Below are 26,458 nucleotides of genomic sequence, written 5' to 3'. Positions count from 1 at the left end.
GGACCCGGCAGGGGCGTTACGAGCGACCTGCCGGGTGATCCGATAGCGTGGACGCGAATAGAACACTTTCGCGTCCTCGTCAAGGGGGTTCAAGACCCACATGAGTGCACCGCAGCCACCGAACCAGCCGTGGGGTGGCGGCCAGCCACCTCAAGGCCCGCCGAGTGGCCCCCAGCCGCAGCAGGACGACCCGTTCGGCAGCCCGGAACCGACGCAGGTCGTGCAGCCGGGCCAGCCGCACCAGGGCGGCTCGCCGTTCGGTGAGACGCCGGAGCCGACCCAGGTCGTCCAGCCGGTCCAGCCGGGTGACGGCGGGGCGGGCGCGACCCAGGTGGTCCCGCCGGTCGACGCGAACGCGACCCAGATGGTGAACCCGGTCGGCGGCGGCGACGCCCCGGTCGCGGACTCCACGCAGCTGGTCCCGCCGGGCTCCCAGCCGCCGGCGATCCCGTACACCCCGCCGCCGAGCGCGGCCGACAACCCGGCCGCGGCGTTCGGCCAGCAGCCGGGCGGCTTCGGCCAGCCGGGCGACCAGGGGGCCTACGGCCAGCCCGGTCAGCCGGGCGGGTTCGGCCAGCCCGGCCCGCCCCCGGGCTACGGCCAGCCGGGCCAGCCCCCGCAGGGCTTCGGCGGCCCCGGCTTCGGCGGACCGCAGCAGCCCGGGTTCGGTGGTCCGCAGCAGCCGCAGTTCGGTGCGCCGGCTTCAGGCGGCGGCCCCGGCATGTTCGGCTTGATCGCCGGCGGTGCCGTCGCGGTGTTCGCCCTCGTCGCGCTCATCTTCACGTTCGTCTACATCGGCGACGTCAGCGACTACGCGAAGGGGCTGGAGGGCGCGCCGAGCGAGGACGCGCTCAACAAGTTCCTGGACCAGGCGGGCACCGCCTCGCCGGGCACGCTGTGGTTCTACGTGATCCTGCTGCTGGTCTTCAGCCTGGTCGCGCTGGCGGCCGGCGCCGGCCTCGCGCTCGCCGGGAAACTGCCCGCGTCGCTGAAGAAGATCCTGCCGATCGCGGTCGCCGCGAGCGGTGCGCTGGTCGCGCTCTTCTCGGTGCTGCTCCTCGTGGGGACCACCCCGAACGCCGCTTTCCTCGACCAGCTCAAGGGACTCGGCGCCGACATCGAGAACGCCACGGGCATCGGCCTCCCGCCGTTGATCCTCGGCGTGCTCATCCTGATCGTCGGCGTGCTCGGGCTCCTGCCGGCGACCGCGAAGTTCGTCGGTCTCGACGGCGGCGCCGCCGCGCCGGCCGGGCCGCAGGGCTTCGGCGGCCCGCCTCCGGGCTTCGGTGGTCCGCAGCAGCCGGGCGGGTTCGGCCAGCCGGGGCAGCCCGGTCCGCCGCCGGGCTACGGCCAGCCGGGTCAGCCGGGTGGCGGCTTCGGTCAGCCGGGCGAGTTCGGTCAGCCGGGCCAGCAGGGTGGCTACGGCCAGCCGGGCCAGCCGGGTCAGCCGGGTGGCTACGGCCAGCCGGGTCAGCCGGGTGGCTACGGCCAGCCGGGTCAGCCCCCGCAGGGTTACGGCCCGCCGCCGGGGTACGGCCAGCCGGGCGGGCCCAACCCGTCCAGCGGCGGGTTCCCGCAGCCGTCGAGCGGTGGTTTCCCGCCGCAGCCGCAGCCGCACCAGCCGGGCGGGTACGGCCAGCCGGGCCAGCCGCCGCAGGGCTACCCGCAGCAGCCGGGGCAGCCGCCGCAGGGCTACGGCCCGCCGCCGGGCCAGCAGGGCCCGCCGAGCGGGGGCTTCGGCCAGCCCGGTCAGCCACCTCAGCAGCAATGGTGAACTAGTACACCGCTTCTCGTGCCCCGGAGCCATTCGGCTCCGGGGCACGCTGCATTTATAGCCGAATTCGCAATTGTCCGAACAGGACAAAAACGGGTTGGCGCGGTCGCGGTGATCGCGTGACAGGATTTCTGCCGCTACCGCACAAAAATGATCTTGGGTTCCGCCGTCCGGCCGAATTCCGTTGTTTTTCCGTTCCACCTCCCGTTTCCGGACTAGGGTGAGCGCCGTCGTCCCGTGTTCTGCCCGATGGGGGAGTTGTGACCGGTCCGCATTACCCGGTGTCGCATTCGCATTCGTATTCATCGGCTCGGCCATCCGGAGTAACGGCGGTTCTCGCGGCGCTGCTCGGCCTCGCGGCCGCGGCCGGGTCGGGATTCGTACCGGTCCGCACTTTCCTCGACATGCCCGCCGAATTCAGCCTCGGCGCGTTGCCGGCTCTGGTGCTGGTGGACCTGGCCGGCTACCTCGTCGCCGGGCTGGTGTTGTTGCTGGGGGCGCTGGTGACGCTGTTCCGCGCGACGGCGGGCGCGGTCCTGCTCGGCGTCGGCGCGCTGCTGGCGATGGGGGCGCTGCTGACCGAGCCGGTTTCGGTGGGGGTCCCGCTGGCCCGGTTCACGGACGCGATGTTCACCCACGGCGGTTTCGCGATGGTGGACCGTGTCGGTCTCGCCGGGCTGTCAGTGCTCGTCCTGGTGCTGGCGTTCCTGCCGCCGACGTTCCGCTACCTGAGGTACCGCACGCCGACGCTGCCGGTGCTGTCGGGCCAGGGCGCCTATTCGTCGCGGACCTGGTGACCGGGCCGCTCCGAACACGGACGGTGACCGGCCGTATCCTCGGTGGCCATGACCGGGACCGAAGGCCGGACCGCCATCGCCGCGGCGGTGCTCGCTCTGCTCGGCGGGCTGCTCTACCTCGTCGGGCTGGTCCTGGACGTCGTCGCACTCGTGCGGTTCCCGGAGGACGCAGGCCGGGTCGGCGTCCACGCCGCGGTCGACGTCGTGCTCGCGTCCGCGCTGGTTCCCGGCGGTGTCCTGCTGCTGCGCCGGCAGCCGGCCGGCCGGATCGGCTGCATCGCCGGCAGCACCGCCGCCCTGCTAGCCACCCTGACGTCCACGGCGCTCGCCGCGGCCGGGCTCACCTTCGTCGACTTCGGCGGCCCCGGCGACCTCGCGATGGGCGGGCTGACGGCGCTGGCGCTCGTGGTGCCGCCCGCGCTGGCGACGTTGCTGCTCTCCGTGTCCGCGCCCACCGCGCGGTGGTGTGGTGCTGAGATCCATCCCACCTGACGGGAATGTCAGGGCGTCGCCGTACGCTTAGCCAATGGTGGACGACTACTCCGTACTGGGATTCGAGACCCGCGCGATCCACGCCGGTCAGAAGCCCGACCCCCGCACCGGCGCCGTCATCGTGCCGATCTACCAGACCTCGACCTACGCGCAGGACGGCGTGGGCGGGACCCGCGAGGGCGACTACGAGTACTCGCGCACCGCGAACCCGACCCGCTCGGCGCTGGAAGAGGCGCTGGCCTCGCTGGAAGGCGGCCGGCACGCGCTGGCCTTCGCGTCCGGCATGGCGGCCTCCGACGTGGTGCTGCGCAGTACCCTGCGCCCCGGTGACCACCTCGTGCTCGGCAACGACGCGTACGGCGGCACGTTCCGCCTGATCGACAAGGTGCTCAGCCTGTGGGGCGTCGAGCACACCGTCGCCGACCTGGCGAACCTCGACGAGGTGCGCGCGGCCATCCGGCCCGAGACCAAGCTGATCTGGTGCGAGACGCCGACCAACCCGCTGCTCGGCATCGCCGACATCGCGGCGCTGGCCGGGGTCGCGCACGAGGCCGGCGCGCGCCTGGTGGTCGACAACACCTTCGCGACGCCGTACCTGCAGAACCCGCTATCGCTGGGTGCGGACGTGGTCCTGCACTCGACGACGAAGTACCTCGGCGGCCACTCCGACGTCGTCGGCGGCGCGGTGATCACGAACGAGGACGAGCTGCGCGAGCAGCTGTTCTACCTGCGCAACGCCGCGGGCGCGGTGCCGGGGCCGTTCGACGCGTGGCTCACGCTGCGCGGCATCAAGACGCTCGCCCTGCGCATGGAGCGCCACAGCGACAACGCCGAGCTGGTCGTGCAGGCGCTGCTCAAGCACCCCAAGGTCGCGAAGGTCTACTACCCGGGCCTGGCGGACCACCCCGGCCACGAGACGGCGGCGAAGCAGATGCGCCGCTTCGGCGGCATGGTGTCGTTCAGCCACGCGGACGGCGAGGCGGCGGCGCTCGAGGTGGCGTCGCGCACCAAGCTCTTCATCCTGGCCGAGTCGCTCGGCGGCATCGAGTCGCTGATCGAGCACCCGGGCAAGATGACCCACGCGAGCACGGCGGGCTCGACCCTCCAGGTGCCCGCCGACCTGCTGCGCCTGTCGGTCGGCATCGAGGACGGCCGCGACCTGGTCGCGGACCTGCTCGAAGCACTGGGCTGACCCTCGCCCGGGTCAGCTCACCTCGAGACCGCCGCCGTAGAGGCGCTCCACCCGGAGCGTGATCACCACGCGGCGGTCTTCGACCATGTTCCGCAGGAACACGGCTTCGTCCGCGGGGTCGGTGAAGGGCGCCTGCATCGCGAGCAGCGCCCGCCCGGTCTCGTCCCCCGGCACCACGCTCACCGGTGACACTTCGGCCACGCCTTCCGCGACGGCGAAGGCCAGGTGGTCGTCGCTGCCGACGTACAGCGAGGCGTGCGGGTCGCGGGCGAGCTGGCGGACCTTCGCCCGGCCCGCCGTCGAGCCGATCCGCACGACCCGCTCCCCGGGGTCCCAGGCGTAGGCGACGGTCGACAGGTGCGGGAAGCCGGCGCGGTTGACCGTGGCCAGAGCCCCGAAGCTGTGGCCACGGAGCAGTGCGCTCAGCGCGTCTTCGGTGGGCTTGGCGGGTCCCGGACCGCGGCCGGGCTCGTGGACGGTGGTCACGAGGTGATCATCGGGGACGCGGGAACCCCGCGGAAGAAGGCACTTTTCTGTTCCGGGGGCACACCGGGGTAACCCACCTGGTCAGGGGTTGTAGTTGTCGTGCACGACGCCGCCCGTCTTGGGCGTGCCCGCCGCCGGCAGCTTCGAGCCGTCCACGCAGCCGCCGACCAGCTCGACGTGGCTGTCGTGGCGGATGTACTGGGCCGGGGCGCCGCACGAGGCGCTGTCCACGGTGAAGTACGCGGCACCGGTGAGCGCGGCCGCCGAGGCCACGCCGATCACGAGCGGGAGCAGGCCGGCCGACCGGGTCGCGCGACTCCGTCGGGCGGCGTCCGCGTCGTTCCCCCGTGCCATGGTTGCTCCCTGTTTACCGTGCGTTGACACGCCCAGGGTACCCGGCCACCCGCCCGGTCAACCTGTGGAGTTCCTGAGTGGCATCATCCCGGCCATGGAACTCGTGACCATCGAGCGGATCCAGGCCGCCCGGGAACTCCTACGCGGAGTGACCCGGGTGACGCCGATGGAGCACGCGCGCGACCTGCGCCGGCTCCACGGCGGTCCGGTGCACCTGAAGTGCGAAAACCTGCAGCGCACGGGGTCGTTCAAGATCCGTGGCGCCTACACCCGCATCCACGGGCTGAGCGAGGCGGAACGCGCCCGCGGCGTCGTCGCCGCCAGTGCCGGCAACCACGCGCAGGGCGTCGCGCTCGCGTCGTCGCTGCTCGGCGCCCAGTCGACCGTCTTCATGCCGCTGCGGGCGCCGCTGCCGAAGCTCGCGGCCACCCGCGGCTACGGTGCCGACGTCCACCTCCACGGCGCCCTGCTGGAGGAGACCCTCGCCGCGGCGATCGAGTTCGGCGAGCGCACCGGGGCGGTGTTCATCCACCCGTTCGACCACCCGGACGTCATCGCCGGTCAGGGCACGGTCGGCCTGGAGATCCTCGAGCAGGTACCCGGCGTCAAGACGATCCTGGTCGCCACCGGCGGCGGCGGACTGGTCGGCGGGGTCGCGTCGGCGGTGAAGGCGGTGCGCCCGGACGTCCGCGTCGTCGGGGTGCAGGCCGAGGAGGCGGCGGCGTACCCGCCGTCGCTGGCCCAGGGCGCGCCGTTCCGGCTGAGCTCGACCTCGACGATGGCCGACGGGATCGCGGTCGGCGAGCCCGGCGCCGTCAGCTTCGCGCACGTCGCGTCGCTGGTCGACGACGTCGTGACGGTGACCGAGGAGTCCCTCTCCCGCGCGGTGCTGCTGTGCCTGGAGCGCCGGAAGCTGGTGGTCGAGCCCGCCGGCGCGGCGACGGTCGCGGCGCTGCTGCAGCACCCCGGCGTCTTCGAGCCCCCGGTGGTCGCGATCCTCTCGGGCGGCAACGTCGACCCGGTGCTGCTCCTGCAGATCATCCAGCACGGCATGACCGCCGGCGGCCGCTACCTGCGGCTCCACCTGCGCGTCCCGGACCGCCCGGGGTCGCTGGTCGGCGTGCTGTCGTGCGTGAGCGGGCTGGGCGCGAACGTCCTCGACGTCGAGCACTCCCGGATCTCCGGCAGCCTCGACCTCGGTGAGGCGGACGTCGTGCTGGCGCTGGAAACCCGCGGACCCGAGCACTGCAAAGAGGTCGAAGCCGCGCTCATGGACGCCGGCTACACCGTCGTCTGAGGCTGTTCTCCCGTGATCGCCGCCAGGGCGAGGTCCTTGGCGGGTTCGGGGACTTCCGCGGGCGCGGCGAAGCGGCGGGCCCGGATGTGGGCGACCAGGTCCGGGTCCGGCGGGACGCCGTGCTCGCGCAGGTAGTACGCGACCGCGCCGGGCCAGGCCCACGCGCCGTCGGTGCGGAAGTTCATCGGCACGGCGTCTTCGCGGTCCGGGGCGAAGGCGTCGGGGCCGTGGCTGCGTGAGGCCAGGATGACCGGCGCCGCGTCGAGGTACGCCAGGACCCGTTCGGCCTCGGCCGGGACGAGCGGCTGACGGCGGACGAGCGGCTTGCCCGACGCGTCGAGGCCGTCGTAGATCCGCGGCGTGCGGACCTCGCCGTCGGCCACCGGCGGGGCGGCGGGGGCCATCCCGGCCCGCTCGCGCAGCCACGCCGGGATGTTCTCGTCGGCACGGGGGAAGAACCGCAGCTCGTCCTGGAACCCGATCGCCGGCGGCCGCTGCCGGAACGGCGGCTCGAGGTCCGGCCGCACGAAGTCGACGTCCGGGGCCTGCGCGGGGTCGAAGACGAGGATCGCGCCCAGCCAGGTGCCGAAGCCCGGCCGGTACATCCCCGACCGCAGCACCCCGAGCAGCCGTACGGCTTCCGGGTGCGGCTGCGCCGGCCGGGGCAGCCCGTCGGGGCCCGTCACGAGCAGGTCGGCTTCGACGTGCCGGCCCGCGGCGCGGTACTCGACGCGCAGCTGCCGCCAGTCCGGCGGCGCCTGCGAGGCGAGCGCCATGCCGATCTGCCGGACGATCTCCTGCTGCTGGTCCGGGCGCGGCGGCCCCGGTGGCTGGCTCACGGTCATCCCCTCCGGTTCGGCCGGCTCACGACGGCAGCTTCGCCCGGAACCACTCCGGCATGTTCTCCGGCGTCCGCGGGAAGCGCTCCTGGTCCAGCGCGTACTGCTCCGGGGCCGGCGGCGTCTGGAACGGCGGCTCGTTGTCCCGGTTGAAGCGCGCGTGGAACCGGTCGGGCCGGTCGATCACCATGTCCATCGAGTACCACGTGCCGAGGCCGTCGGCGTACATCCCGCGGCGCAGCTTGGAAAGCGGCTTCGACAGCTCCCGCGGCGCGGGCACGGACTGCCGGGCGCCGTTGTCCAGCGCCGCACCCATGCCGACGTTCACGTGCTTGCCGACGGCCATGAAGTCGAAGATCAGCCGCTGCCAGTTCGGCGGCGCCGCGTCGATGAGCATCTTCGAGATCTCGCCGAGCAGCTCGTTCTGCTCGATGGGGGTCAGCGTCATGCTGTCCGGTCCTCCGTTTTCGTCCACCGGTGCGAAGATTCGTCGATCCGACCTTAGTCTTCCGAACCCGGCGCCATGGCCGCCGCGTCGGCCAGCACCCGGCGCAGCCAGTCCGGGATCCACTCGTCCGCGCGCGGGAACGCGGCGAGGTCGCGCGCGAACGCCACCGGCGGCAGCTCCGGGAACCACCGCGGGTCCTGGTCGTAGTTGAACGTGGCCTCCGGCTCTTCGCCCGCGCGCAGCGTGAAGACCGCGGAGAACCAGGTGCCGCGGCCCGGCTGGTACATCGCCTCACGCAGCGCCGCGAGCACGTTCGTCACCGCCGGCGGCGCGACCTCGGGGGAGCTGCCGTCCGCCAGGACGACCGTCAGCTCGGTCTGGTACGCGACGACCGTCGCCCAGACCCGGAACGTCGCGCGCCGCCAGTCCGGCGGCAGCACCCGCTCGACCTCGGTGAAGATCGCCGGGATCAGCTCGTCAGGGCTCGCCATAGCGCCTCACCGTCGCGTTGGGGTCGATGTTCTCCGGCACGTTGACGAACACCCTTTCGTAGACCCGGGAAACCCGCTGGCCCGTCTCCGGGTCCACCTCGGTGACCCGCCACCGCATGACGTCCTCTTCGGACAGTCCGTCGGCCCGCCGCGGCGTGCTCACCTGCAGCAGCTCGACCTCGCGGTCGGGCGGGTTGTGGTACGCGGCGAGCTGTTCCTCCTGCCGCCGCCAGGTCTCCGGCGGATCCCAGCCGTCGCGCGCGTGCCCGCTGTTGGACGCGGCCATCTGCCCGTGCATGTTGCCGTAGCCCGGCGCGCCACCGGCCTCGGTGGCGATGAGGTGACCGCCCGCCCACCGGACTTCGCCGTGCTGCGGGTCGCCCCGGTAGGCGTTCTGGCCTTCGTGCCCGGCCCGGCCCTGGCCGGTGTACTTGCCGCCGGCGTCGCGGTAGTCCTCGTTCGACGCGCGGTATTCCGGCTGGCCGGTCGCCGCTTCCGTCTGGCCGCGGGCGTCCGTGTGGTAGTCGAGCTTCTTCGACGGGTCGTTGAAGTTGTCGACGCGGTACTGGCAGTCGGGCAGCAGCGGGTAGTTGAAGTCCGGGTTCGCCTGCAGCTTCGCGCCGGTCGCCGTCCGCCCACCGCCGGGCGTGGCCTCCACCCACTTGATCTTGCCCTCGGCGTCGGTGTAGAAGCGCGTCTCGGACGCGATCTCGCCGCTCCTGGTCCGGTTGACCACGTGGTATTCGGTGTTCGGCTTCAGTTCGTGGCCGGCGAGGACCTTCGGGTGGGTCGGCACCGGCGTCGAGAAGTCGCCCGGCTCGGTGCGGTCCCGCCCGCGCGGCCCGGACGCGATCTCCTGCGGCGACTCGGGCGGCCGGTGGTACGGGTTCTCCGGCGAGTCGTGCGGGTGCTCGTGCCCCGGCCGGTCGTAGTCGACGAACTTCTCGTCGAACTTCGGGTCGGTGCGCGGGACTTCGTAGTCGTTCCAGGCACTGCTGTCGAAGAGGTCGTCGTCATCTTCGTCCGCGTGCGAAGGCGAACCGTCGTCGTCGCCGCGGTGCCGGGCACTGTCGGCGTCGACATCGTGCTGGTCGCCGTGGTGCGAGTCGGGAGCGAAGCCGTCTTCACCGGCACGGTGCGACGAGCCGTCCGGGTGGTGGGTGTTCCACTCGCCGTCCGGCGGGATGCGCGGCCGCATCTTCCCGTCCGGCCCGATCTCGTAGTCGGAGGAGAAGACCCGTCCGTGCGAGTCGGTCCAGGCGGGCTTGGTCGGCGCCATGACCTCGGTGTCGAGCTCCCGCGAAAGCCGGTGCGCGAAGTCGTTCGAGCTGGCGTCACAGCCGATGAGCCGGATCGGCCGGCCGTCGTAGTCACCGTTGCGGCGCAGGATGTCCGCGAACTCCTCGGGCGTGTAGAGCCGATCACCGATGCGCGCGTGCCCATCGGGGGTGACGTGCACGTCGACGGTGTAGCGCCCGTCCGGGTCGGGCAGCACGCGGTGCGGAAGGTCGCCCATGTCCGGATCGCCGGCGTGGTAGGAACTGCCGGACGGCGTGCTTTCCGCGTGCCGCGCGTTGACCTCGTCCGGGGTGAGCGGTTCGGAGTCGTGGTGCGGAGTGCCGCCGTCCGGGTCGTGGTGGCCGGGGCCGTTTTCGTGGGTGCCGTGCTCGTGGGTGCCGCCGGGACCGGTGTGGCCGGGACCGCCGGGCCGGGTGTCGGGGCCGTGCGTGCCGGGCCCGAAGCCCCGGGCGGCGGGTTCCGGCGTGTGCGGCCGATCGGGCCCACCGGTGCGTGGGCGGCCGGGTGCGTCGGGTCCGCCGGTGCGTGGACGGCCGGGTGCGTCGGGTGCGCCGGTGCGGGCGTCGGGGCTGCCGGTGCGTGGGCGGCCGGGTGCGTCGGGGCTGCCTGCGCGTGGGCGGCCGGGTGCGTCCGGGGTGTGGCCGGGACTGCCGGGGGTGCCGGTCCAGCCGCCACCGCCGCCGGTGCGCGGGGAGCCGCCGCCGAGGCCGCCACCGGGAGTTCCGCCGGGCGGCATACCGCCCCCCATCATCGGGCTGCCACCCTGCGCCGGGACGGAAGAGGCCCCGTCCCCACCACGCGGCGACGGAACCGTGCCGGGATCGCCGGTCCGCGGTGCGGTCGGCGCGGTGCCGCTGGCGGTGGTGGCACCGTCGGTGCGCGGAGGTGCGGCGCTGCTGGGGGTTTCGTGCGAGCCGGGGGCATCGGACCGCCCGACGGGCGAGGAACCACCACCCTCGCCGCGACTCGGCGCCGGACCGTTGTCGGCGGCGCGCGAGGGAGTGCTGTCCCCGCCGTGAGCGGGGGCGCTGTCACTTCCGCGAGTGGGCGACGGGCTGCTGTCGGTGGCTCGCGAAGGTGCGTTTTCCCCGCCGTGCGACGGGCTGTCAGCGGCGCGCGAAGGGGTGCCATCCCCACCGTGCGTGGGGGCGCTGTCGCTGCCGCGGGTGGGCGACGGGCTGCCATCTCCGCCGTGCGTGGGGGCGCTGTCGCTGCCGCGGGTGGGCGACGGGCCGCTATCTCCGCCGTGCGTGGGAGTGCTGTCGCTGCCGCGGGTGGGCGACGGGCTGCCATCTCCGCCGTGCGTGGGGGCGCTCTCGCCGCCGCGGGTGGGCGATGGGCTATCAGCGGCGCGTGACGGATCGCCATCCCCGGAACGGGTGTGCGGCGCACTGCCGTCACCGTCCGAGCGAACGGCCGACGGGCTGCTGTCCGGCGAGCCGTCGTCCGCGTGCGTGGACGGCGAGCTGTCCCCGGAACCGTCGCGGCTCGAACTCCGGCGGGACCCGGAGTCCGTGTTCATCGGGTCGGAACTCGGCGAATCCCCGTTCGCGTGGCTCGGATCGCCGCCGTCGCCCGCCGACGTTTCCCCGGAAGAACCCTCCCCACCGTGGGCCCTGGCGTGGACACCGCCACCCTCCCCCTTGGGGATCTTGTGGACGAAGCCACCCTCCTTGACCTTCAGCCCGTCCAGGCCGCTGACCTTGCCCAGCACCTTGCCGAAGACCTTCGCGATCTTCTCGAAGATGTCGACCAGCTTCGACAGCAGCGGTGACACCTTGCGGATCGTGTCGGTCAGCTTCTTGAGCAGGTCGCCGATCTTCTTGCCCCACTTGGCGATCGCGGCCGATGCCTGTGCGACGACGACCGGGGTGCCGAAGCCGAGGGAGAAGACCTCCTCCATCACCCAGGAGATCAGTTTGCCGACCAGGTCCGCGATGAGCTGCCGCACGGTCTCCCGCACGAACGACACGACCTGGCCCATGATCATCGTGACCGTGCTGATCGCGCCGGCCACCGTCGCCGCGCCCGAAAGCGCCTCGGAATGCTCCGCCGCAAAGGCCCGGTAGGCGTCGGCGCCCGCGCCGGTCCAGCCCGTCGTGCCGTTCTTGACCGCGTTGTCGAAGTCGGTCTTGCGCTCGCCCAGCGCTTTCGAGACGTTGCCCCACGTGTCCGCGTACGACTGGATCACCGGCGGGTTGCCCGCCACCGAATCCAGCATGTCCTTCAACGGCTGCACGTGTTCCATCAGGAACGACGCCACCGACGACATCAGGTAGCCGAACGGGTCGACCGCCGCCCCGGCGATCTCGCCGGCCAGGCTGAGCACGCCCAGCCCGCCGGAAACCCAGTCGCCGTCCTTGATCCCGTTGAACGCGTCCATCGAGGACTCGGCGATGCCGATGCCGCCCGCCCAGCCGTAGCCGCTGTTGCCCGCCGTCAGCGGCCCCGGTCCGTTCGGATCCTTCTCCGCGTCCGCGACCAGCGGGTTGCCGTCCGGCATCACGCACCGCCCGCGGACTTGTTCAGGTCGTCGGCGACGCCGCTTTCGTACTTGTGGTACGCCGCCGCGGCTTCGCGGACCTTGCCGGAGACGGCGGTCATCGCCTGCACGGCGTCCTTGAGCGCGTCGATCCCGTACTGCTCGACCGGGTCGAGCATCATCCGGAACGGCTGGCAGAGGATGCCGTACGCGTCGGTCGGCATGCTGACCTGGTTCGCCGCGTCGACGGCCTGCTGCAGCCCGTCACCGATGGCGTCGAGCTGCTTCGCGTGCGCGGTGAGGTCGGTGCTGAGTTCCACATCCGTCATCGGTTCCCCCTCAGGAAAGAATCGGCCCGCCGAAGTCGTCGTCATCGTCGTCCACCGGACGGCGGCGCCGCGGCGGTTGCTGCTGCTGCGAAGGCGGCGGAGGCGGCGGCGGGGTCCGCGGCTGCTGCTCCTCGGTGTCCTCCGGCAGGAAGCGGCGGACGCGGTCGGGCTCCGGGAACGCGGGTTCGGGCTCCGGCGGCGGCTCCGGGAAGGTGCTCTGCGCCTCGCGGACGATCTCCGCGGCGGCCTGGTCGCCGGTGCCGGTCGTCTCGGTCATGGCCTGCTGCAGCAGTTCCGGGATCCGCGCCTGCGCGCGCTGCACCAGCTGCATCACCTGCGCCGACACCTCGGCCATCCGCTTCCCGGCCGCGGTTTCAGCGATGACCAGGTTCTTCAGCAGGCCGCGCGAGTCGATCGTCACCTGGACCGTGCCGTCCTTGGACCGTTCGGTGACCTGCTGGCCCTGCATGCGATCGGCCAGCGCCTGGTACCGGGCGGCGTTCTCCTCGAGCCGCTTGGTCCAGTTGTCGATCATCGCGTCGCTGGCGTCGATGCTGTCCGGCATCCCGGCCCCTTCTCTCTGCGTCTCCACACTGACGTCGCCGGGGCTCGTTCGGTTCCCCCCAAAAAACGCCGTGAAGGCCACCATAGGGGACTTCGAGTCCCTCATGGTGGCCTTCACGGCGGTTGAGCTACAGGTTGCCGCGGCGTTCCTGCTCACGCTCGATCGCTTCGAACAGGGCCTTGAAGTTGCCCTTGCCGAAGCCGAGCGAGCCGTGGCGCTCGATCAGCTCGTAGAACACGGTCGGGCGGTCGCCGATCGGCTTGGTGAAGATCTGCAGCAGGTAGCCGTCCTCGTCGCGGTCGACCAGGATGCTGTGCTCCTTGAGCGTCTCGATCGAGACGCGGACCTCGCCGATCCGGGCGCGCAGTTCCGGGTCCTCGTAGTAGGACGCGGGGGTGTCGAGGAACTCGACGCCCGCGGCGCGCATCGCGGTGACCGTCGCGATGATGTCGTTGGTGGCCAGCGCGATGTGCTGGCAGCCGGCGCCGCCGTAGAACTCGAGGTACTCGTCGATCTGCGACTTCTTCTTCGCGACGGCGGGCTCGTTCAGCGGGAACTTGACCCGGTGGTTGCCGTTCGAGACGACCTTGCTCATCAGCGCCGAGTACTCGGTCGCGATGTCGTCGCCGACGAACTCCGCCATGTTCACGAAGCCCATGACGCGGTGGTACCAGTCGACCCAGTAGTCCATCTTGCCGAGCTCGACGTTGCCGACGCAGTGGTCGACGGCCTGGAACAGCCGCTTCGGCGCGCCTTCGGGCCGCTTGATGCCGCTCTCGCGCGGCTCGTAGCCGGGCAGGTAGACGCCGGTGTAGCGCGAGCGGTCGACGAGCGAGTGGCGGGTTTCGCCGTAGGTCGCGATCGCGGCGACGCGCACGGTGCCGTGCTCGTCGGAGACGTCGTGCGGCTCCTCGAGGATGGTCGCGCCCTGCGCGCGGGCGTGCTCGACGCACTTGTCGACGTCGGTGGTCTCCAGCGCCAGGTCGATGACGCCGTCACCGTGCTTGCGGTGGTGGTCCAGCAGCGGCGAGTCCGGCTGCACGCCGCCGGTGATGACGAACCGGGCCGAGCCGGACTTCAGGACGTACGACTTGCGCTCGAAGACGCCGGTCTCGGGGCCCGAGTACGCGACGAGCTGCATCCCGAACGCGATCTGGTAGTACCAGGCGGTCTGGGTGGCGTTGCCGGCGATGAACACCACCGCGTCCATGGCCTTGACCGGGAACGGGTCGGTCGAGGCGTCGTGGTCGACGAGCCCGACGAGCTGACGCAGCTGGTCGTAGCTGACGTCGTCGAGGCCGCTCTGAGGTTCGGCAGTCTGGGTCATACCCGAAGGATCATCCCTTCGAGGCAAGATGCGCAATCGTCGGTGTTTTCACTGGGCAATCTGCCGAGTCATCGCCGGACACCGGCGGTCATCGTGGACAATCTGTGCATGCCGGAGAACCTGGATGCGCTGGACGCGCGACTGCTGCTGTTGCTGACCGATTCGCCGCGGCTCGGGGTGCTGGAGTGCGCGCGCCGGCTCGGGGTGGCGCGCGGGACGGTCCAGGCCCGGCTGGACCGCCTGACCGAACGCGGCATCCTCGGCGGCTTCCCGCCGGAGCTGGACCTGGCGGCGATGGGCTACGGCCTGACGGCGTTCGCGGTGCTGGAGATCGCGCAAGGCCGTCGCGCGGAGGTGGCGGAAGCGCTGTCGGCGATCGACGAGGTCTGCGAGGTCCACGCGACGACCGGGCAGGGCGACCTGTTCGTCCGCATGGTCGCGCGCGGCAACGACGACCTGCAGCGGGTGATCGACGAGGTGGTCGGGGTGCCGGACGTGCTCCGGACGTCGACGTCGATCGCGTTGTCGACGCCGGTGCCGCCGCGGGTCCGCCCCCTGCTGGAGCGGACCGCGCGGGGCTGACGTCAGCCTTCGTCGGCGACGTGGGCCAGGTACCGCCCGGCCGACCGCTGGACGACCTCGAAGCCGCCGGTGCGGACGATCGCGTCCCACCAGGCCCCGTAGATCGCCTCGAACCGGTAGCCGGCCAGCAGTTCGGCCGCGCGGCGGACGACGTGCGGGCGTTCCGGGACCAGGTTCGGGTAGCTGTACATGAAGCCGACGTGCGTGCGGTCCGGGATCACCTGCACGATGTCGCCGGAGAGCAGCGCGCCCTGGCCCTCCTCGCCGTCCGGCCAGTGCAGCACGGTGCCGCCGGTGAAGTGCACGCCGAGGTTGATCAGCCGCAGGTCCTCGGCGACGTCGAGGGTGGTGCCGGACCACAGCTTCACCGCCGGGTCGGGCCGGCCGATCCACTGCTGGTCGCCCTCGTGCAGGTAGATCGGCACGTCGAACGCGTGCGCCCACTCGACCATCGTCGTGTAGTAGTGCGGGTGGCTGATCGCGATGCCGGTGATCCCGCCCAAGTCGCGGACCTGCTGGACCAGCGCGTCGTCGAGGTACGCGGCGCAGTCCCAGAGGAAGTTCCCGGAGCGCGCCTGGACCAGCAGCGCGCGTTCGCCGATCGCGAACCCGGGGGTCGAGCCCACGCCGATGATGCCCCGGCCCTGCTCCTCGATCCGCGGCGTGTACGTGCCGCTCGCGCGCAGCGTGTCCAGGTTCGTCCACTGCTGCCCGGACTGCGGGACGTACTGGCGTTCGTCCTCGCAGACCGGGCAGTCGTCGCGGGCCACGGCGTACTGCATGCCGCAGGCCTGGCAGATCGGTTCGGTGCTCACGGCGATGTCCTCCCAGAATGTGGATCCTGGGAGGACACGCTAGCCGGGGTTATTTGGCGTCGGTGTACGGAACCGCCTTGACGAGCGTGACCTTCTGGGTCTTGCCGTTGGGCAGCTCGTACTCGCGCGACTCGCCTTCCTTGGCGCCGAGCAGGGCCTTGCCCAGCGGCGACTCCGGGGAGTACACGTCGAGGTCGCCCTCGGCGCCCTCTTCGCGGGTGGCGAGGAGGAACTTCTCCTCGTCGTCGTCACCCTCGTAGCGCACGGTCAGGACCTTGCCCGGGCCGGCGGTGCCGTCGTTCGCGGGCGCTTCGCCGACCTTGGCCGAGCGCAGCAGCTCCTGCAGGTGCCGGATGCGCGCCTCGGCCTGGCCCTGTTCTTCACGGGCGGCGTGGTAGCCGCCGTTCTCCTTGAGGTCGCCTTCTTCGCGGCTGTCGTTGATGCGCGCGGCGATGACCGGCCGATTCTCGATCATTTCGTCGAGCTCGTGCTTGAGCCGGTCGTAGGCATCCTGGGTGAGCCAGGTCACCTTGGTGTCGCTCACGGTCACCATCTCCTCGTCGGGCCTGCCAGGCTTGCGTGTTCAAGCCGGCCCACGCGGGCGTAGGTGCCCGCGTGGCTGAGATAAAGGAAAAACACGGCCCGTCTCGGGCCGTGCTGAAGGATCAGAGTATCACGGCGCGACAGGCCGACGCCCGTTAAATCCGCACGCCGTGGGCGTTGGGCGCGCGGTTCACCCCGTTGGCCGCTATGGGGTTGACAAATACTGTGGTACGTCGTACGAGCAGCCGTACACGTCGGCCGTCACCGGCTCCCCGATGCTCTTGATCGTCGTCGTCATCCTGCTGTACTTCGCGCCCGCGGGGATCAGGAGCTCTTTGCGGCCGCTCTCGGCGCCGGTCTTGTCCCGGACGCGCACGATGCACACGCCCGGCCGGTCGTCGTCGTCACGCGTGACGTTGATGGTGATTTCCATCGCATTGTCCGGTTTTCCGCTGAACGCGACCCGCTCGGCGTCGATCGGCGCGGACCCGAGGTTGACGTACGCGACCCAGGCGATCACGCCGCTGACCAGCAGGGCGAGGGCCAGGAAGAGCCAGCGCCGCCAGCGCTTGGGCGTCTTGGTCCGCGCGGTGCCGTACCGGCCTTCGGGCAGCACGGGTGCTGCCGTTTCCGCCGGTCCGCTCGCCAACGCGGGGCCTCCTGCTCGTTCTTGTCGTACCCGCGGGGACAATGGTGGGGCGGGTACGGCTTCGAGTATCCGCCCGCTGGGTGGGCGGCCCGCACGTGGGTCGCGGAATACGGGTAGAGAAGGAGTCGTTCGCAGCATGGTGGACCAGCTGACGAAGCCGCGCTTGCGCATGATGGCCGTGCACGCACACCCGGACGACGAGTCGAGCAAGGGTGCCGCCACGATGGCGCGCTACGCCGCCGAAGGGCACGAGGTTCTCGTCGTCACGTGCACCGGGGGTGAAGCCGGCAGCATCCTCAACCCGGCGATGGACCGGCCCGAGGTGCTGGCGAACATGTCCGAGATCCGCCGGGAGGAGATGGCCCGCGCGGCCAAGATCCTCGGCGTGAGCCAGCGCTGGCTCGGGTTCGTCGACTCCGGCCTGCCGGAGGGCGACCCGCTGCCGCCGGTGCCCGAGGGCTCGTTCGCGGTCGTGCCGCTGGAGGAGTCGACCGAGGCGCTGGTGCGCGTGATCCGCGAGTTCCGCCCGCACGTCATCACGACGTACGACGAGAACGGCGGCTACCCGCACCCCGACCACATCCGCACGCACGAGGTGACGATGGCGGCGTGGGACGCGGCGCCGGACCCCGGGCGCTTCCCCGACGCCGGCGAGCCGTGGCAGCCGCTGAAGCTCTACTACATGCACGGCTTCTCGAAGGCCCGGATGGTGGCGTTCGACGCCGCGCTGAAGGAGGCCGGGCTCGAGTCGCCGTACACCGAGTGGCTGGCCAAGTGGGACCCGGATCGCGCCGATGTGATGGAGCGGGTGACGACCCGCGTCGAGTGCGGTGAATACTTCGAGGTGCGGGACGAGGCGCTGAAGGCGCACGCCACGCAGATCGACCCGAACAGCCGCTGGTTCTTCGTCCCGTTGGAGATCCAGCGCGAGACCTGGCCGACCGAGGAGTACGAGCTGGTCAAGTCGCAGGTCGACAGCACGTTGCCGGAGGACGACCTGTTCGCCGGCATCGGCATCGAGGAGAAGGTGAACACATGAGTCTGACGCTGCCGGCCGGCGTGGCGCTTCCGGTGACCGCGTCGGCACTGGTCCTGACGCAGCAGCCGGGCAACGGCGACAACGGCGGGCAGGGGGAGGACTTCGGCAAGTCGTCCCCGGTCGGCTTCCTGGTGCTGATCCTGTTCCTCATCGCGGTGGCGTTCCTGGTCCGCTCGATGACGAAGCACCTGAAGCGCGTCCCGGCCAGCTTCGACGAGCCCGCCTCCGAGGAGGCTGCCGAAGCTCCGGAGAAGGCCGAGCCCGAGGCGGCCGAGAAGCCCGCGAAGGACTCCTCGGCCACCAAGGCCGACAGCTAGAGCCGCGGGTCCACCGGATCCGACTCCAGGGCGAGCACCGCGAACACGCACTCGTGCACGCGCCACAGCGGCTCGCCCCGCGCGACGCGCTCCAGGGCCTCCAGGCCCAGCGCGTACTCCCGCAGCGCCAGCATGCGCTTGCGGTTCAGCCCGCGCTTGCGCAGCCGCTCGAGGTTCGCCGGCAGCGTGTAGTCGGGGCCGTAGATGATCCGCAGGTACTCGCGCCCGCGCACCTTCACCCCCGGCTGCACCAGCCCGCGCGTGCCCCGCGTCAGGTTCGCCGACGGCTTGACGACCATGCCCTCGCCGCCTTCGGCCGTCAGCTCCTCCCACCACGCGACGCCACGGGCGACCGACGCGTCGTCCAGCAGGTCGACCGCGAGCGTGCGCGTCCGCTGGAACCGCGGGCCGGTCAGGCTCTCCAGCCGCGCGAGGTGCCACGAGTGCGGCCGGTCGTGGTAGGCCGCCCCCTCCGACGCCAGCAGCTGGAACGGCGCCAGCCGCACCCCGTCCAGCCCGGCCGTCGGCCAGCAGTAGCGCCGGTACGCGGCCCGGTAGGACTCCACTGTGGACGACCGCGAAGCCGTGCGCGTCACCAGGTCCGAGACGTCGATGCCGCGCGCGGCCGCCGTCGTCAGCGCCGAGACGGCCGCCGGCAGCACCGCCTGGGCCGCCGCCCCGACCGACGCGTACTGGTCCGCGATCAGTGAGCCCGCCTTCGCGCTCCACGGCAGCAGTTCGGCGTCGAGCAGCAGCCAGTCCGACCCCAGCTCGTCGAACAGCCCGGCCGCGGCCGAGCGCACGTCCGCGAGCAACGCGTCGTTCTGCTCCGCCGGGAAGAACGGCCGCCCGGTTCGCGTGTACACCGCGCCGCCGCCCTCGATGCCGAAGCGGGAGACGCCGCTGTCCCGGCACACGAGCACCACGGCCCGCGAGCCCATGTGCTTCTCTTCGCACAGCACCGACTGCACGCCGGCGGCCCGGTACTCGGCGAACGCCTCCTCCGGGTGCTCCAGGTAGCCGGGCCGCGCCGACGTCGAGCACGGCGCCATCGTCGGCGGCAGGTAGGCGAGCCACCGCGGGTCGACCGCGAACCGGCTCATCACCTCCAGCGCCGCCGCCGACTGCTCCGCCGAGACGCCGACCCGGCCGTGGTGCGCGGTCTGCACGATCCGCTTCCCGGTGACGTCGGTCAGCTCCAGCACCGCCGGCTCGCGCCCGCCCAGCGGCCGCGACGAATCGAGCGGCTTGGCCGGCTCGTACCAGACGCGATGCGCCTTCACCGAGACGACTTCACGCTCGGGGTAGCGCAACGCGGTCAGCTTCCCGCCGAACACGACGCCGGTGTCGAGGCACATCGTGTTGTTGACCCACTCCGGCTCGAGCGTCGGCGTGTGCCCGTAGAGGACCATCGCGGACCCGCGGTAGTCGCGTGCCCACGGCAGCCGCACCGGCAGGCCGTACTCGTCGGTCTCGCCGGTGGTGTCGCCGTAGAGCGCCATGCTGCGCACCCGCCCGGACGCCCGCCCGTGGTAGCGCTCGGGCAGCCCCGCGTGCGCGACGACGAGGTCACCGCCGTCGAGGACGTAGTGCGCGATGAGCCCGTCGCAGAACTCGTGCGCCTGCCGGCGGAACTCCTCGCTCTCCGCGCCGAGCTGCTCCAGCGACTCGGCCAGCCCGTGCGCGACGTTGACCTTCCGCCCGTGCAGCGCGCGCACCAGCTTCTGCTCGTGGTTCCCGCAGACGACCAGGGCGTTGCCCGCCGCGGCCATTCCCATCACGCGCCGCAGCACGCCGGGGGTGTCCGGCCCGCGGTCGACGAGGTCGCCGACGAACACCGCCGTCCGCCCGGCCGGGTGGACGCCGTCGACGTACCCCAGTTCGGCCAGCAGCTCCTCGAGCTCGGCCGCGCAGCCGTGGACGTCGCCGATCACGTCGAACGGGCCGGTCAGGTCGCGCTTGTCGTTGCGCAGCGGCTCGACGACGATCTCCGCCTCGGCCACCTCGGCCTCGCCGCGCAGCACGTGCACGCGCCGGAAACCCTCGCGCTCCAACGACTTCAGCGAGCGCTGCAGCTCGCCGCGCTGCCGCCGGATCACGTGGTCGCCGAAGTCGCGGTCGGGCCGCGACGCGTTGCGCGCGACGCAGACGTTCAGCGGCAGGTCGAGCACGATCGCCGTCGGGAGCACGTCGTGCTCCTTCGCGAGCTTCACCAGGCTCGCCCGCGAAGCACGCTGGACGTTCGTCGCGTCGATGACGGTCATCCGCCCGGCCGCGAGCCGCTTGCCCGCGACGTAGTGCAGCGCGTCGAACGCCTCGGCCGACGCCGACTGGTCGTTCTCGTCGTCGGCGACGAGCCCGCGGAAGAAGTCGCTCGAGAGCACCTGCGTCGGCGCGAAGTGCGTGCGCGCGAAGGTCGACTTGCCGGAGCCGGAAGCGCCGACGAGCACGACGAGCGACATGTCGGGAACGGTCAGCTTCACGCGGCCACCTCCTTGCTGGTCGTGAAGACCGCCATCTGGGTCGGCGGTCCCGATTCCTGGTCCACCGGTCCGATCGGCACGTACCGGACCTCGTAGCCGCGCCGGGTCGCGACGCCGTCCGCCCAGGTGCGGAACTCGGCTCGCGTCCATTCGAACCGGTGGTCGGCGTGCCGGAAATGCCCCATCGGCAGGAACTCGAACAGCCGGTTGTACTCCGCGTTCGGCGTCGTGACCAGCACCGTGCGCGGCGCCGCGACCCCGAACACGGCGTGTTCCAGCGCGGGCAGCCGCGCCGGGTCGACGTGTTCGACGACCTCCATCAGCACCGCGGCGTCGTAGCCCGCCAGCGCCGGGTCGGCGTAGGTGAGCGCGGACTGCCGGAGCGTGACGCGGGAGTTGTCCTTCAGCCGTTTCTCGGCGACGTCGAGGGCGCCCGCGGCGACGTCGACGCCGACGATCTCGGTGAACGTCCGGTCCTTCTCGAGGACGCGCAGCAGCGCGCCGTTCCCGCAGCCGAGGTCGAGCACGCGCCGCGCGCCGGCGGCCCGCAACGCGGCGAGCACGCTGCCGTGGCGCTGCGACGCGAGGCTCTCCGGCTTGTCCGGCAGCTCCGTGACGAGCGCTTCGGCGTCCGCCGGGACGTCGTCCGCCTCGGCCAGCCGCGAAAGCGCGTAGCGCACGATCCCGCGGCGCCGCTCGAGGTAGCGGCTCGTGATCAGCGTCCGCTCGGGGTGCGCGGCGAGCCAGCCGTCGCCGGCGCGCAGCAGCTTGTCGGCCTCGTCCGGGCCGACCCAGTAGTGCTTGCCGCCGTCGAGCGCGGGCAGCAGGACGTAGAGGTGGCGCAGCGCGTCGGCGACCCGGTGGGTCCCGGTGAGCGTCAAGTCGACATAGCGGCTGTCGCCCCACTGCGGGAACTCCGGGTCGAGCGGGATCGGCGTCGCCGAAACGCGCCAGCCGAGCGGTTCGAACAGCTTGTGCACGACTTCGGCCCCACCGCGCGCGGTCAGCGACGGCACGTGGACCGCCAGGTCGAACGGCTCGTCGACCAGGTCCGGCCGCGCCGAGCAGCGGCCCGCGAGGGCGGTGGTGAACGCGGCCCGCAGCGCCACCGCGAGGTACGAACCTCCGGCGTACGGCCGGTCGTTGACGTACTGCGTCAGCGACGTCCCGCCGCCGCGGACGAGCTCGACGGGGTCGATCTCGACGAACAGCGCGACGGTGCACCGCTCGGGCGAGGCCTCCGGGTAGAAGACGTGGGCGGTACCGGCGGAAAGCGCGACCGACTGCGCCTTCTCCGGGTGCTTGTGCAGGAGAAAGCCCAGCTCGGTGGCGGGAGCGCGGGTGGTGGTGATCGTCAGCAGCACCGGCTCAGTGTGGCCGAGGGACGGTGACCGCGCGCCCGGTTTTCGCGGGTGCCACCCTGGAGGCATGAACCGCCTCGCGAGCGCGACCAGCCCGTACCTGCTCCAGCACGCGGACAACCCGGTCGAGTGGTGGCAGTGGGGTGCCGACGCGCTCGCCGAGGCGAAGCGGCGGAACGTGCCGATCCTGCTCTCCGTGGGCTACGCCGCGTGCCACTGGTGCCACGTCATGGCGCACGAGTCCTTCGAGGACGCCGAAACCGCCGCCGTGATGAACGCGAACTTCGTCAACATCAAGGTCGACCGCGAGGAACGGCCGGACATCGACGCCGTCTACATGGCCGCCACGCAGGCGATGACCGGGCAGGGCGGCTGGCCGATGACGTGCTTCCTGACCCCGGACGGCGAGCCGTTCCACTGCGGCACCTACTACCCGCCGGCGCCGCGGCCGGGCATGCCGTCGTTCGGCCAGCTGCTCGCCGCCGTCTCCGAGGCGTGGCAGGAGCGGCCCGCCGAGCTCGTCGACGGCGCCAAGCAGATCGTCGCGCACATCGCGGAGCAGACCGGCCCGCTCCAGGAGTCCGTCGTGGACGAAGCCGTGCTCGCGGGCGCGGTCGAAAAGCTGCAGCAGGAGGCGGACCCGGTCAACGGCGGGTTCGGCCGCGCGCCGAAGTTCCCGCCGTCGATGGTGCTGGAGTTCCTGCTGCGCCACCACGAACGCACCGGCTCCGCGGCCGCGCTGTCCCTGGTGGACAAGACGGCCGAGGCGATGGCGCGCGGCGGCCTCTACGACCAGCTCGGCGGCGGCTTCGCGCGGTACTCCGTCGACGCTTCGTGGATCGTGCCCCACTTCGAGAAGATGTTGTACGACAACGCCTTGCTCCTGCGCTTCTACGCCCACCTCTGGCGGCGGACGGGCTCCGCCACGGCATTGCGCGTGGCCACCGGGACCGCGGAGTTCCTCTTCGAAAGCTTGCGGACGCCCGAAGGCGGCTTCGCGTCTTCGCTGGACGCGGACACCGACGGCGTCGAAGGCCTGACGTACGTCTGGACACCGGCGCAGCTGCGTGAAGTGCTCGGCGACGACTCGGCGGCTTCGCTCTTCGGGGTCACTCCCGAAGGGACGTTCGAGGACGGCGCGTCGACGCTGCGCCTGTTCGGGGACCTGCCGGAAGAGATGCGCGTCAAGCTCCTGGAGGCGCGCGCGAAGCGGCCGCAGCCGGGCCGGGACGACAAGGTCATCGCGTCCTGGAACGGCCTGGCGATCACGGCGCTGGCCGAGGCGGGCGTGGCCCTGGATCGTCCACAGTGGATCGACTGGGCGCGTGACGCGGCCGAGCTGCTCTTGCGGGTGCACGTCGTCGACGGCCGGTTGCGGCGCAGTTCGCGCGACGGCGTCGTCGGGGAGTCGGCCGGGGTGCTCGAGGACTACGCCTGCGTCGCCGACGGGTTCCTGGCCCTGCACCAGGCGACCGGCGACGCGAAGTGGCTCACGGAGGCGACGAAGCTGCTCGACCTGGCGTTGACGCACTTCGCGTCCCCGGACGTCCCCGGCGCGTACTTCGACACCGCCGACGACGCCGAGGCGCTGGTCCAGCGCCCGGCCGACCCGGGCGACAACGCGAGCCCGGCCGGGGCGTCGGCCCTGGCGGGGGCCCTGCTGACGGCATCGGCGCTGGCGGGGCACGATTCGTCGCGCTACCGCGAGGCCGCGGAGCAGGCGTTGCGCCGGGTCGGCGTGCTGGCCGCGCGGGTGCCGCGCTTCGCCGGGCACTGGCTGTCGGTCGCGGAGGCGCTGCAGGCCGGTCCGGTGCAGGTCGCGGTGGTCGGCGCGGACCCGGCGTTGCGGCTCGCCGCGGCGCGGGGCGTCCACGGCGGCGGCATCGTGCTGGCGGGCGAGCCGGACGCGCCGGGCGTGCCGCTGCTGGCGGACCGCCCGCTGGTCGACGGCGCCGCGGCGGCCTACGTGTGCCGCGGGTACGTCTGCGACCGGCCGGTCACGTCCGCGGAGGCGTTGTCGGCCCAGCTCTGATCGCCCTGGGTGAACGTGGTCCCCCCTGTCGTGCAATCCGCGTAGCGTCAGTAGCGATGTAATCATGTAATCGCGGAGGTGCGACATGGGACGGGGATGGCGAGGAGGCCGCGGCTGGCAGCAGGCCGAGGTGCCCCCGGCGGACGACGCGGCGGCCTGGTTCGGCGGCCGCCTGCCCGACGGCTGGTTCACCGGCGCGCCGGAGATCACGGTCGACCGCGAGGAGATCATCGTGGTCGGCGAGCTGCAGCCATTGACGGAGGAATACGCGGACGACGCGGCCCGCGCGGCCGCCGAAGACGGCCGGATCAGCCGTTTCCGCGAGGAGACGCGCGACGAGCGCATCGAGATCGCGCGCCAGGCCGAGCACCGCTACCAGCGCAAAGTGGCATGGGGCGCCCGCCTCGGCGGCACGAAGGTGTTGTTCACGACGCACTCGGCCCCGGTGATGACGAGGTTGCGCCAGCCGGAGCGCCTGGTGCTGGACACCCTGGTGGACGCGGGCGTGGCGCGTTCGCGCTCGGACGCCCTGGCCTGGGCGGTGCGCCTGGTGGGCGAGCACGCGGACAGCTGGCTGGGCGACCTGCGCCAGGCGATGAGCAAGGTCGACGACCTGCGCTCGAAGGGCCCCGACCTGGCCTGACCCGGAGCCGCGGGGTGCCGTTGGCCGCCGAGCCCGGGCCTGACGCAGGCCCGGTCCGACCACGCGGGGTGCCGCCCCCTCGACGGCACCCCGCGCGCTCTGCCTTGATCCGCTCAGTCGGCGATCAACACCGCTTCGCCCCGGTGCACCCCCGGGCCCGAAGGCCGGTACCCGCCGTCCTCCCGCTGGCGACGCACGAGCCAGAGGCCCGGCGCGATGCCCGTCGCGCCGTGTTCCGGGTGCACCAGGTACACCGGTGCGGCGTTGCGGATGATCGCCACCGCGAGCCGCTCGGTGTCGAGGACCGCCATCGTCAGCTCGCACGAGCCGACCAGGGTGTGCGGGTTGGTTCCGTCGCCGCCGCGGACCAGTTCGATGCCGTCCGCGGGCGGCGGGCGCCACAGGCCCCGCGGAGATGCGTCGGTCGTTTCCATCGGGATGACGATCAGGTCGCCTTGGGCCTGGAGACCGTCGATCACCGGGACGTCGACCTGCCGGTCGAGGTGGGCGAGGACGTCGAGCCCGGTCGAGTCGAGCAGTTCAGCGAGATACACGTGGGTCACCTCAAGGGGTTCAGGTCCGGCGCCGCAGCTGCGCGTACTGGGCTCCGCTGAGCCCGTACGTCCAGCCGGCGGCGTCGAGGGGATGGTCGATGTCGGCGGGCACGCGCAGTCCGTAGTGCCGGCGCGTGCCGTCGCGTTCGACGGAGCCGTTGACCACCAGCAGCAACCGGGCCGGGTGCCGGGCGGTTCCGTCGTAGAGCCGGAGTTCGAAGCCCGGGTTGCCGGGATCGCCGGCCCGGCCGAGCAGGCGCAGCCCGGCCTGCTCGACGAACGCCGGCCAGCCGACGTGCTCGAGCGCGCACCGGCGCACCTCGACGTTGCGTTCGTTCACGATCCGATCCGCGGTGGGGTCCGAGATCACCCAGGACGGCACCCGCGTTCCGTGCCACGCGTGCACGGTCCAGCCGTCGGGGAACGCCACGGCGGGGCCGCTGTCGTGGTGCAGGCGGATCCCGCCGTAGTCGTCGTCCGCGCGTTCGGTGCGCAGGACCAGCGGCCGTTCGGCGACGACGCAGACGTCCGAACGCGGCCACCACCAGCCGCAGGACCGAGCGAGCGTGGCCCACAGCTCCAGTTCGCCATCGTCGGCCGGGTCGAACCGCACGTCGTCGACCCGCCAGTGCAGGTCGTACCGGGCGACCCAATGGGCTTCGTGCTGACCGCCCCAGTGCAGCCCGGCCCGTGTCGTGAGCCCACCGCGCAGGGCACCGGCGACGGAGTCCCGGATCGACCGCTGCAGCACCGGCCCCAAGCCGTTGTTCAGCAACGCCCGCAGCGGAACGCTCAGGGGGTCCGGGGGCGGCCGGTCCGGCAGCCGGTACCGGTCGCGCCAGCCGCCGGTCCGCTGGTCGAGCCGCTCCCGAAGCGCCCGGACGCGGGTCGCCAGGCGCGCCTCGAGCGGCAGATCACCGGCCCAGGAAAGCGCTTGCCCGACCGGCACCACCTCGACGGCCGCAGCAGGTGAAGCGACCCACGAGAACGTCGGCGGTGCCGCACCGGCCAGTTCGTAAAGCCGCGAGATGGCCGCTTCGGCGGCCGGGCGGTCGGCCGGTTCGGTGCTCAGCGCGTGGCTCAGCCAGGAATTCGCGATTTCGAGGGCACGGGACCACAGCCCGGGTCCGGGGGAACGGCGGGACTCCCGCCGTCGCGTGCTCACCGCACGAGGGCGCGCACGCCCTTTCGCATAGCCATGTCCCGATCATGACAGCAGTTTCACCGCCCGCGCAAGCCTGGACCTGGAGCCGCTTCCGCGCCTAGAG

26 protein-coding genes are annotated in these 26,458 nt (G+C 72.2%); 10 read left to right on the top strand and 16 right to left on the bottom strand.

Annotated elements, in window-relative coordinates; translation table 11 throughout:
* The first annotated feature begins 100 nt into the window (after nucleotides 1–100).
* From ACYVLJ_RS02160 to ACYVLJ_RS02145, 4 genes are all read left to right on the top strand, one after another.
* A complete protein-coding gene (locus ACYVLJ_RS02160) occupies nucleotides 101–1,774 on the top strand; it encodes a hypothetical protein (RefSeq protein ID WP_460437565.1) in 1,674 nt (557 codons plus the stop codon).
* Between the two features lie 404 nt (nucleotides 1,775–2,178).
* Nucleotides 2,179–2,571, top strand: a complete 393-nt coding sequence (locus ACYVLJ_RS02155; RefSeq protein WP_451968254.1) for a hypothetical protein — start codon at nucleotides 2,179–2,181, stop codon at nucleotides 2,569–2,571.
* A 48-nt stretch (nucleotides 2,572–2,619) separates the two neighbouring features.
* Complete coding sequence (locus ACYVLJ_RS02150; protein ID WP_451968252.1) at nucleotides 2,620–3,063, top strand: hypothetical protein; 444 nt, start codon at nucleotides 2,620–2,622, stop codon at nucleotides 3,061–3,063.
* Nucleotides 3,064–3,097: 34 nt separating this feature from the next.
* Complete coding sequence (locus ACYVLJ_RS02145; RefSeq protein ID WP_451968250.1) at nucleotides 3,098–4,255, top strand: cystathionine gamma-synthase; 1,158 nt, start codon at nucleotides 3,098–3,100, stop codon at nucleotides 4,253–4,255.
* Nucleotides 4,256–4,267: 12 nt separating this feature from the next.
* On the opposite strand, the gene ACYVLJ_RS02140 is transcribed toward ACYVLJ_RS02145, so the two are convergent.
* Both ACYVLJ_RS02140 and ACYVLJ_RS02135 read right to left on the bottom strand, forming a co-directional pair.
* Entirely contained in the window at nucleotides 4,268–4,741 is a 474-nt protein-coding gene (locus ACYVLJ_RS02140; protein WP_460437564.1) for a pyridoxamine 5'-phosphate oxidase family protein, read from the bottom strand.
* Nucleotides 4,742–4,822: 81 nt separating this feature from the next.
* A complete protein-coding gene (locus ACYVLJ_RS02135) occupies nucleotides 4,823–5,095 on the bottom strand; it encodes a hypothetical protein (protein ID WP_460437563.1) in 273 nt (90 codons plus the stop codon).
* Between the two features lie 94 nt (nucleotides 5,096–5,189).
* Between ACYVLJ_RS02135 and ilvA the strand changes: the two genes are divergently transcribed.
* On the top strand, nucleotides 5,190–6,392 hold the full coding sequence (gene ilvA, locus ACYVLJ_RS02130) for a threonine ammonia-lyase (RefSeq protein ID WP_451968244.1): 1,203 nt from the start codon (nucleotides 5,190–5,192) through the stop codon (nucleotides 6,390–6,392).
* On the opposite strand, the gene ACYVLJ_RS02125 is transcribed toward ilvA, so the two are convergent.
* The 7 genes from ACYVLJ_RS02125 to hppD all read right to left on the bottom strand — a co-directional run bounded on the left by ACYVLJ_RS02125 (nucleotide 6,377) and on the right by hppD (nucleotide 14,172).
* Nucleotides 6,377–7,231 carry a ferredoxin gene (locus ACYVLJ_RS02125; protein ID WP_460437562.1) on the bottom strand — a complete coding sequence of 285 codons (855 nt, stop codon included), beginning with the start codon at nucleotides 7,229–7,231 and terminating at the stop codon, nucleotides 6,377–6,379. The genes ilvA and ACYVLJ_RS02125 overlap by 16 nt on opposite strands.
* A 25-nt stretch (nucleotides 7,232–7,256) precedes the next feature.
* A complete protein-coding gene (locus ACYVLJ_RS02120) occupies nucleotides 7,257–7,679 on the bottom strand; it encodes a hypothetical protein (RefSeq protein ID WP_451968241.1) in 423 nt (140 codons plus the stop codon).
* Nucleotides 7,680–7,732: 53 nt separating this feature from the next.
* On the bottom strand, nucleotides 7,733–8,170 hold the full coding sequence (locus ACYVLJ_RS02115) for a hypothetical protein (protein ID WP_460437561.1): 438 nt from the start codon (nucleotides 8,168–8,170) through the stop codon (nucleotides 7,733–7,735).
* Complete coding sequence (locus ACYVLJ_RS02110) at nucleotides 8,157–11,972, bottom strand: WXG100 family type VII secretion target (protein WP_460437560.1); 3,816 nt, start codon at nucleotides 11,970–11,972, stop codon at nucleotides 8,157–8,159. The genes ACYVLJ_RS02115 and ACYVLJ_RS02110 overlap by 14 nt, the downstream gene beginning before the upstream one ends.
* Complete coding sequence (locus tag ACYVLJ_RS02105) at nucleotides 11,972–12,280, bottom strand: type VII secretion target (protein WP_395933639.1); 309 nt, start codon at nucleotides 12,278–12,280, stop codon at nucleotides 11,972–11,974. The genes ACYVLJ_RS02110 and ACYVLJ_RS02105 overlap by 1 nt, the downstream gene beginning before the upstream one ends.
* Nucleotides 12,281–12,290: 10 nt before the next feature.
* Nucleotides 12,291–12,845 carry a YbaB/EbfC family nucleoid-associated protein gene (locus ACYVLJ_RS02100; RefSeq protein WP_460437559.1) on the bottom strand — a complete coding sequence of 185 codons (555 nt, stop codon included), beginning with the start codon at nucleotides 12,843–12,845 and terminating at the stop codon, nucleotides 12,291–12,293.
* A gap of 127 nt (nucleotides 12,846–12,972) precedes the next feature.
* Nucleotides 12,973–14,172 carry a 4-hydroxyphenylpyruvate dioxygenase family protein gene (gene hppD, locus ACYVLJ_RS02095; RefSeq protein WP_460437558.1) on the bottom strand — a complete coding sequence of 400 codons (1,200 nt, stop codon included), beginning with the start codon at nucleotides 14,170–14,172 and terminating at the stop codon, nucleotides 12,973–12,975.
* A gap of 108 nt (nucleotides 14,173–14,280) precedes the next feature.
* On the opposite strand from hppD, the gene ACYVLJ_RS02090 reads away from it, so the two are divergent.
* Complete coding sequence (locus tag ACYVLJ_RS02090; protein ID WP_361101351.1) at nucleotides 14,281–14,754, top strand: Lrp/AsnC family transcriptional regulator; 474 nt, start codon at nucleotides 14,281–14,283, stop codon at nucleotides 14,752–14,754.
* A gap of 2 nt (nucleotides 14,755–14,756) precedes the next feature.
* Here ACYVLJ_RS02090 and ACYVLJ_RS02085 read toward each other — a convergent pair whose 3' ends face one another.
* The 3 genes from ACYVLJ_RS02085 to ACYVLJ_RS02075 all read right to left on the bottom strand — a co-directional run bounded on the left by ACYVLJ_RS02085 (nucleotide 14,757) and on the right by ACYVLJ_RS02075 (nucleotide 16,761).
* The gene (locus ACYVLJ_RS02085) at nucleotides 14,757–15,569 is read right to left on the bottom strand and encodes an MBL fold metallo-hydrolase (protein WP_460437557.1); all 813 of its coding nucleotides are present in this window, start codon (nucleotides 15,567–15,569) and stop codon (nucleotides 14,757–14,759) included.
* 49 nt (nucleotides 15,570–15,618) lie between these two features.
* Nucleotides 15,619–16,122, bottom strand: coding sequence for a transcription elongation factor GreA (gene greA, locus ACYVLJ_RS02080; protein ID WP_451968233.1), 504 nt, complete (start codon nucleotides 16,120–16,122; stop codon nucleotides 15,619–15,621).
* 195 nt (nucleotides 16,123–16,317) lie between these two features.
* Complete coding sequence (locus ACYVLJ_RS02075; protein WP_451968231.1) at nucleotides 16,318–16,761, bottom strand: DUF4307 domain-containing protein; 444 nt, start codon at nucleotides 16,759–16,761, stop codon at nucleotides 16,318–16,320.
* A 136-nt stretch (nucleotides 16,762–16,897) separates the two neighbouring features.
* Between ACYVLJ_RS02075 and mca the strand changes: the two genes are divergently transcribed.
* Nucleotides 16,898–17,800 (top strand): mycothiol conjugate amidase Mca, encoded by a 903-nt coding sequence (gene mca, locus ACYVLJ_RS02070; RefSeq protein ID WP_451968229.1) that lies wholly within the window; start codon nucleotides 16,898–16,900, stop codon nucleotides 17,798–17,800.
* Complete coding sequence (locus ACYVLJ_RS02065; protein WP_451968227.1) at nucleotides 17,797–18,117, top strand: hypothetical protein; 321 nt, start codon at nucleotides 17,797–17,799, stop codon at nucleotides 18,115–18,117. Before mca ends, ACYVLJ_RS02065 begins: the two co-directional genes overlap by 4 nt.
* Here ACYVLJ_RS02065 and ACYVLJ_RS02060 read toward each other — a convergent pair.
* Together ACYVLJ_RS02060 and ACYVLJ_RS02055 are read right to left on the bottom strand one after the other, a co-directional pair.
* Complete coding sequence (locus ACYVLJ_RS02060) at nucleotides 18,114–20,600, bottom strand: polynucleotide kinase-phosphatase (protein ID WP_451968225.1); 2,487 nt, start codon at nucleotides 20,598–20,600, stop codon at nucleotides 18,114–18,116. The two genes, ACYVLJ_RS02065 and ACYVLJ_RS02060, sit on opposite strands and share 4 nt — an antisense overlap.
* On the bottom strand, nucleotides 20,597–21,964 hold the full coding sequence (locus tag ACYVLJ_RS02055; protein ID WP_460437556.1) for a 3' terminal RNA ribose 2'-O-methyltransferase Hen1: 1,368 nt from the start codon (nucleotides 21,962–21,964) through the stop codon (nucleotides 20,597–20,599). The genes ACYVLJ_RS02060 and ACYVLJ_RS02055 overlap by 4 nt, the downstream gene beginning before the upstream one ends.
* A 64-nt stretch (nucleotides 21,965–22,028) precedes the next feature.
* On the opposite strand from ACYVLJ_RS02055, the gene ACYVLJ_RS02050 reads away from it, so the two are divergent.
* Nucleotides 22,029–23,993 (top strand): thioredoxin domain-containing protein, encoded by a 1,965-nt coding sequence (locus tag ACYVLJ_RS02050; protein ID WP_460437555.1) that lies wholly within the window; start codon nucleotides 22,029–22,031, stop codon nucleotides 23,991–23,993.
* 85 nt (nucleotides 23,994–24,078) lie between these two features.
* On the top strand, nucleotides 24,079–24,636 hold the full coding sequence (locus ACYVLJ_RS02045; RefSeq protein ID WP_451968220.1) for a hypothetical protein: 558 nt from the start codon (nucleotides 24,079–24,081) through the stop codon (nucleotides 24,634–24,636).
* Between the two features lie 113 nt (nucleotides 24,637–24,749).
* On the opposite strand, the gene ACYVLJ_RS02040 is transcribed toward ACYVLJ_RS02045, so the two are convergent.
* Both ACYVLJ_RS02040 and ACYVLJ_RS02035 read right to left on the bottom strand, forming a co-directional pair.
* Nucleotides 24,750–25,190 carry a hypothetical protein gene (locus ACYVLJ_RS02040; RefSeq protein WP_460437554.1) on the bottom strand — a complete coding sequence of 147 codons (441 nt, stop codon included), beginning with the start codon at nucleotides 25,188–25,190 and terminating at the stop codon, nucleotides 24,750–24,752.
* Nucleotides 25,191–25,209: 19 nt separating this feature from the next.
* Complete coding sequence (locus ACYVLJ_RS02035; RefSeq protein ID WP_460437553.1) at nucleotides 25,210–26,355, bottom strand: DUF6745 domain-containing protein; 1,146 nt, start codon at nucleotides 26,353–26,355, stop codon at nucleotides 25,210–25,212.
* Nucleotides 26,356–26,458: the final 103 nt, after the last annotated feature.

Source organism: Amycolatopsis stemonae (genome assembly GCF_054781455.1).
The sequence above is the reverse complement of the archived record's forward strand: the minus strand, read 5'-3'. Positions and strand labels throughout refer to the sequence as shown.

Excerpts from the sequence above, each read along its gene's own strand:
- ACYVLJ_RS02160 (WP_460437565.1), top strand. The coding sequence starts at position 101 with ATGAGTGCACCGCAGCCACCGAACCAGCCGTGGGGTGGCGGCCAGCCA.
- ACYVLJ_RS02155 (WP_451968254.1), top strand. The coding sequence starts at position 2,179 with ATGCCCGCCGAATTCAGCCTCGGCGCGTTGCCGGCTCTGGTGCTGGTG.
- ACYVLJ_RS02150 (WP_451968252.1), top strand. The coding sequence starts at position 2,620 with ATGACCGGGACCGAAGGCCGGACCGCCATCGCCGCGGCGGTGCTCGCT.
- ACYVLJ_RS02145 (WP_451968250.1), top strand. The coding sequence starts at position 3,098 with ATGGTGGACGACTACTCCGTACTGGGATTCGAGACCCGCGCGATCCAC.
- ACYVLJ_RS02135 (WP_460437563.1), bottom strand. The coding sequence starts at position 5,095 with ATGGCACGGGGGAACGACGCGGACGCCGCCCGACGGAGTCGCGCGACC.
- ilvA (WP_451968244.1), top strand. The coding sequence starts at position 5,190 with ATGGAACTCGTGACCATCGAGCGGATCCAGGCCGCCCGGGAACTCCTA.
- ACYVLJ_RS02120 (WP_451968241.1), bottom strand. The coding sequence starts at position 7,679 with ATGACGCTGACCCCCATCGAGCAGAACGAGCTGCTCGGCGAGATCTCG.
- ACYVLJ_RS02115 (WP_460437561.1), bottom strand. The coding sequence starts at position 8,170 with ATGGCGAGCCCTGACGAGCTGATCCCGGCGATCTTCACCGAGGTCGAG.
- ACYVLJ_RS02110 (WP_460437560.1), bottom strand. The coding sequence starts at position 11,972 with ATGCCGGACGGCAACCCGCTGGTCGCGGACGCGGAGAAGGATCCGAAC.
- ACYVLJ_RS02105 (WP_395933639.1), bottom strand. The coding sequence starts at position 12,280 with ATGACGGATGTGGAACTCAGCACCGACCTCACCGCGCACGCGAAGCAG.
- ACYVLJ_RS02100 (WP_460437559.1), bottom strand. The coding sequence starts at position 12,845 with ATGCCGGACAGCATCGACGCCAGCGACGCGATGATCGACAACTGGACC.
- hppD (WP_460437558.1), bottom strand. The coding sequence starts at position 14,172 with ATGACCCAGACTGCCGAACCTCAGAGCGGCCTCGACGACGTCAGCTAC.
- ACYVLJ_RS02090 (WP_361101351.1), top strand. The coding sequence starts at position 14,281 with ATGCCGGAGAACCTGGATGCGCTGGACGCGCGACTGCTGCTGTTGCTG.
- greA (WP_451968233.1), bottom strand. The coding sequence starts at position 16,122 with ATGGTGACCGTGAGCGACACCAAGGTGACCTGGCTCACCCAGGATGCC.
- mca (WP_451968229.1), top strand. The coding sequence starts at position 16,898 with ATGGTGGACCAGCTGACGAAGCCGCGCTTGCGCATGATGGCCGTGCAC.
- ACYVLJ_RS02065 (WP_451968227.1), top strand. The coding sequence starts at position 17,797 with ATGAGTCTGACGCTGCCGGCCGGCGTGGCGCTTCCGGTGACCGCGTCG.
- ACYVLJ_RS02050 (WP_460437555.1), top strand. The coding sequence starts at position 22,029 with ATGAACCGCCTCGCGAGCGCGACCAGCCCGTACCTGCTCCAGCACGCG.
- ACYVLJ_RS02045 (WP_451968220.1), top strand. The coding sequence starts at position 24,079 with ATGGGACGGGGATGGCGAGGAGGCCGCGGCTGGCAGCAGGCCGAGGTG.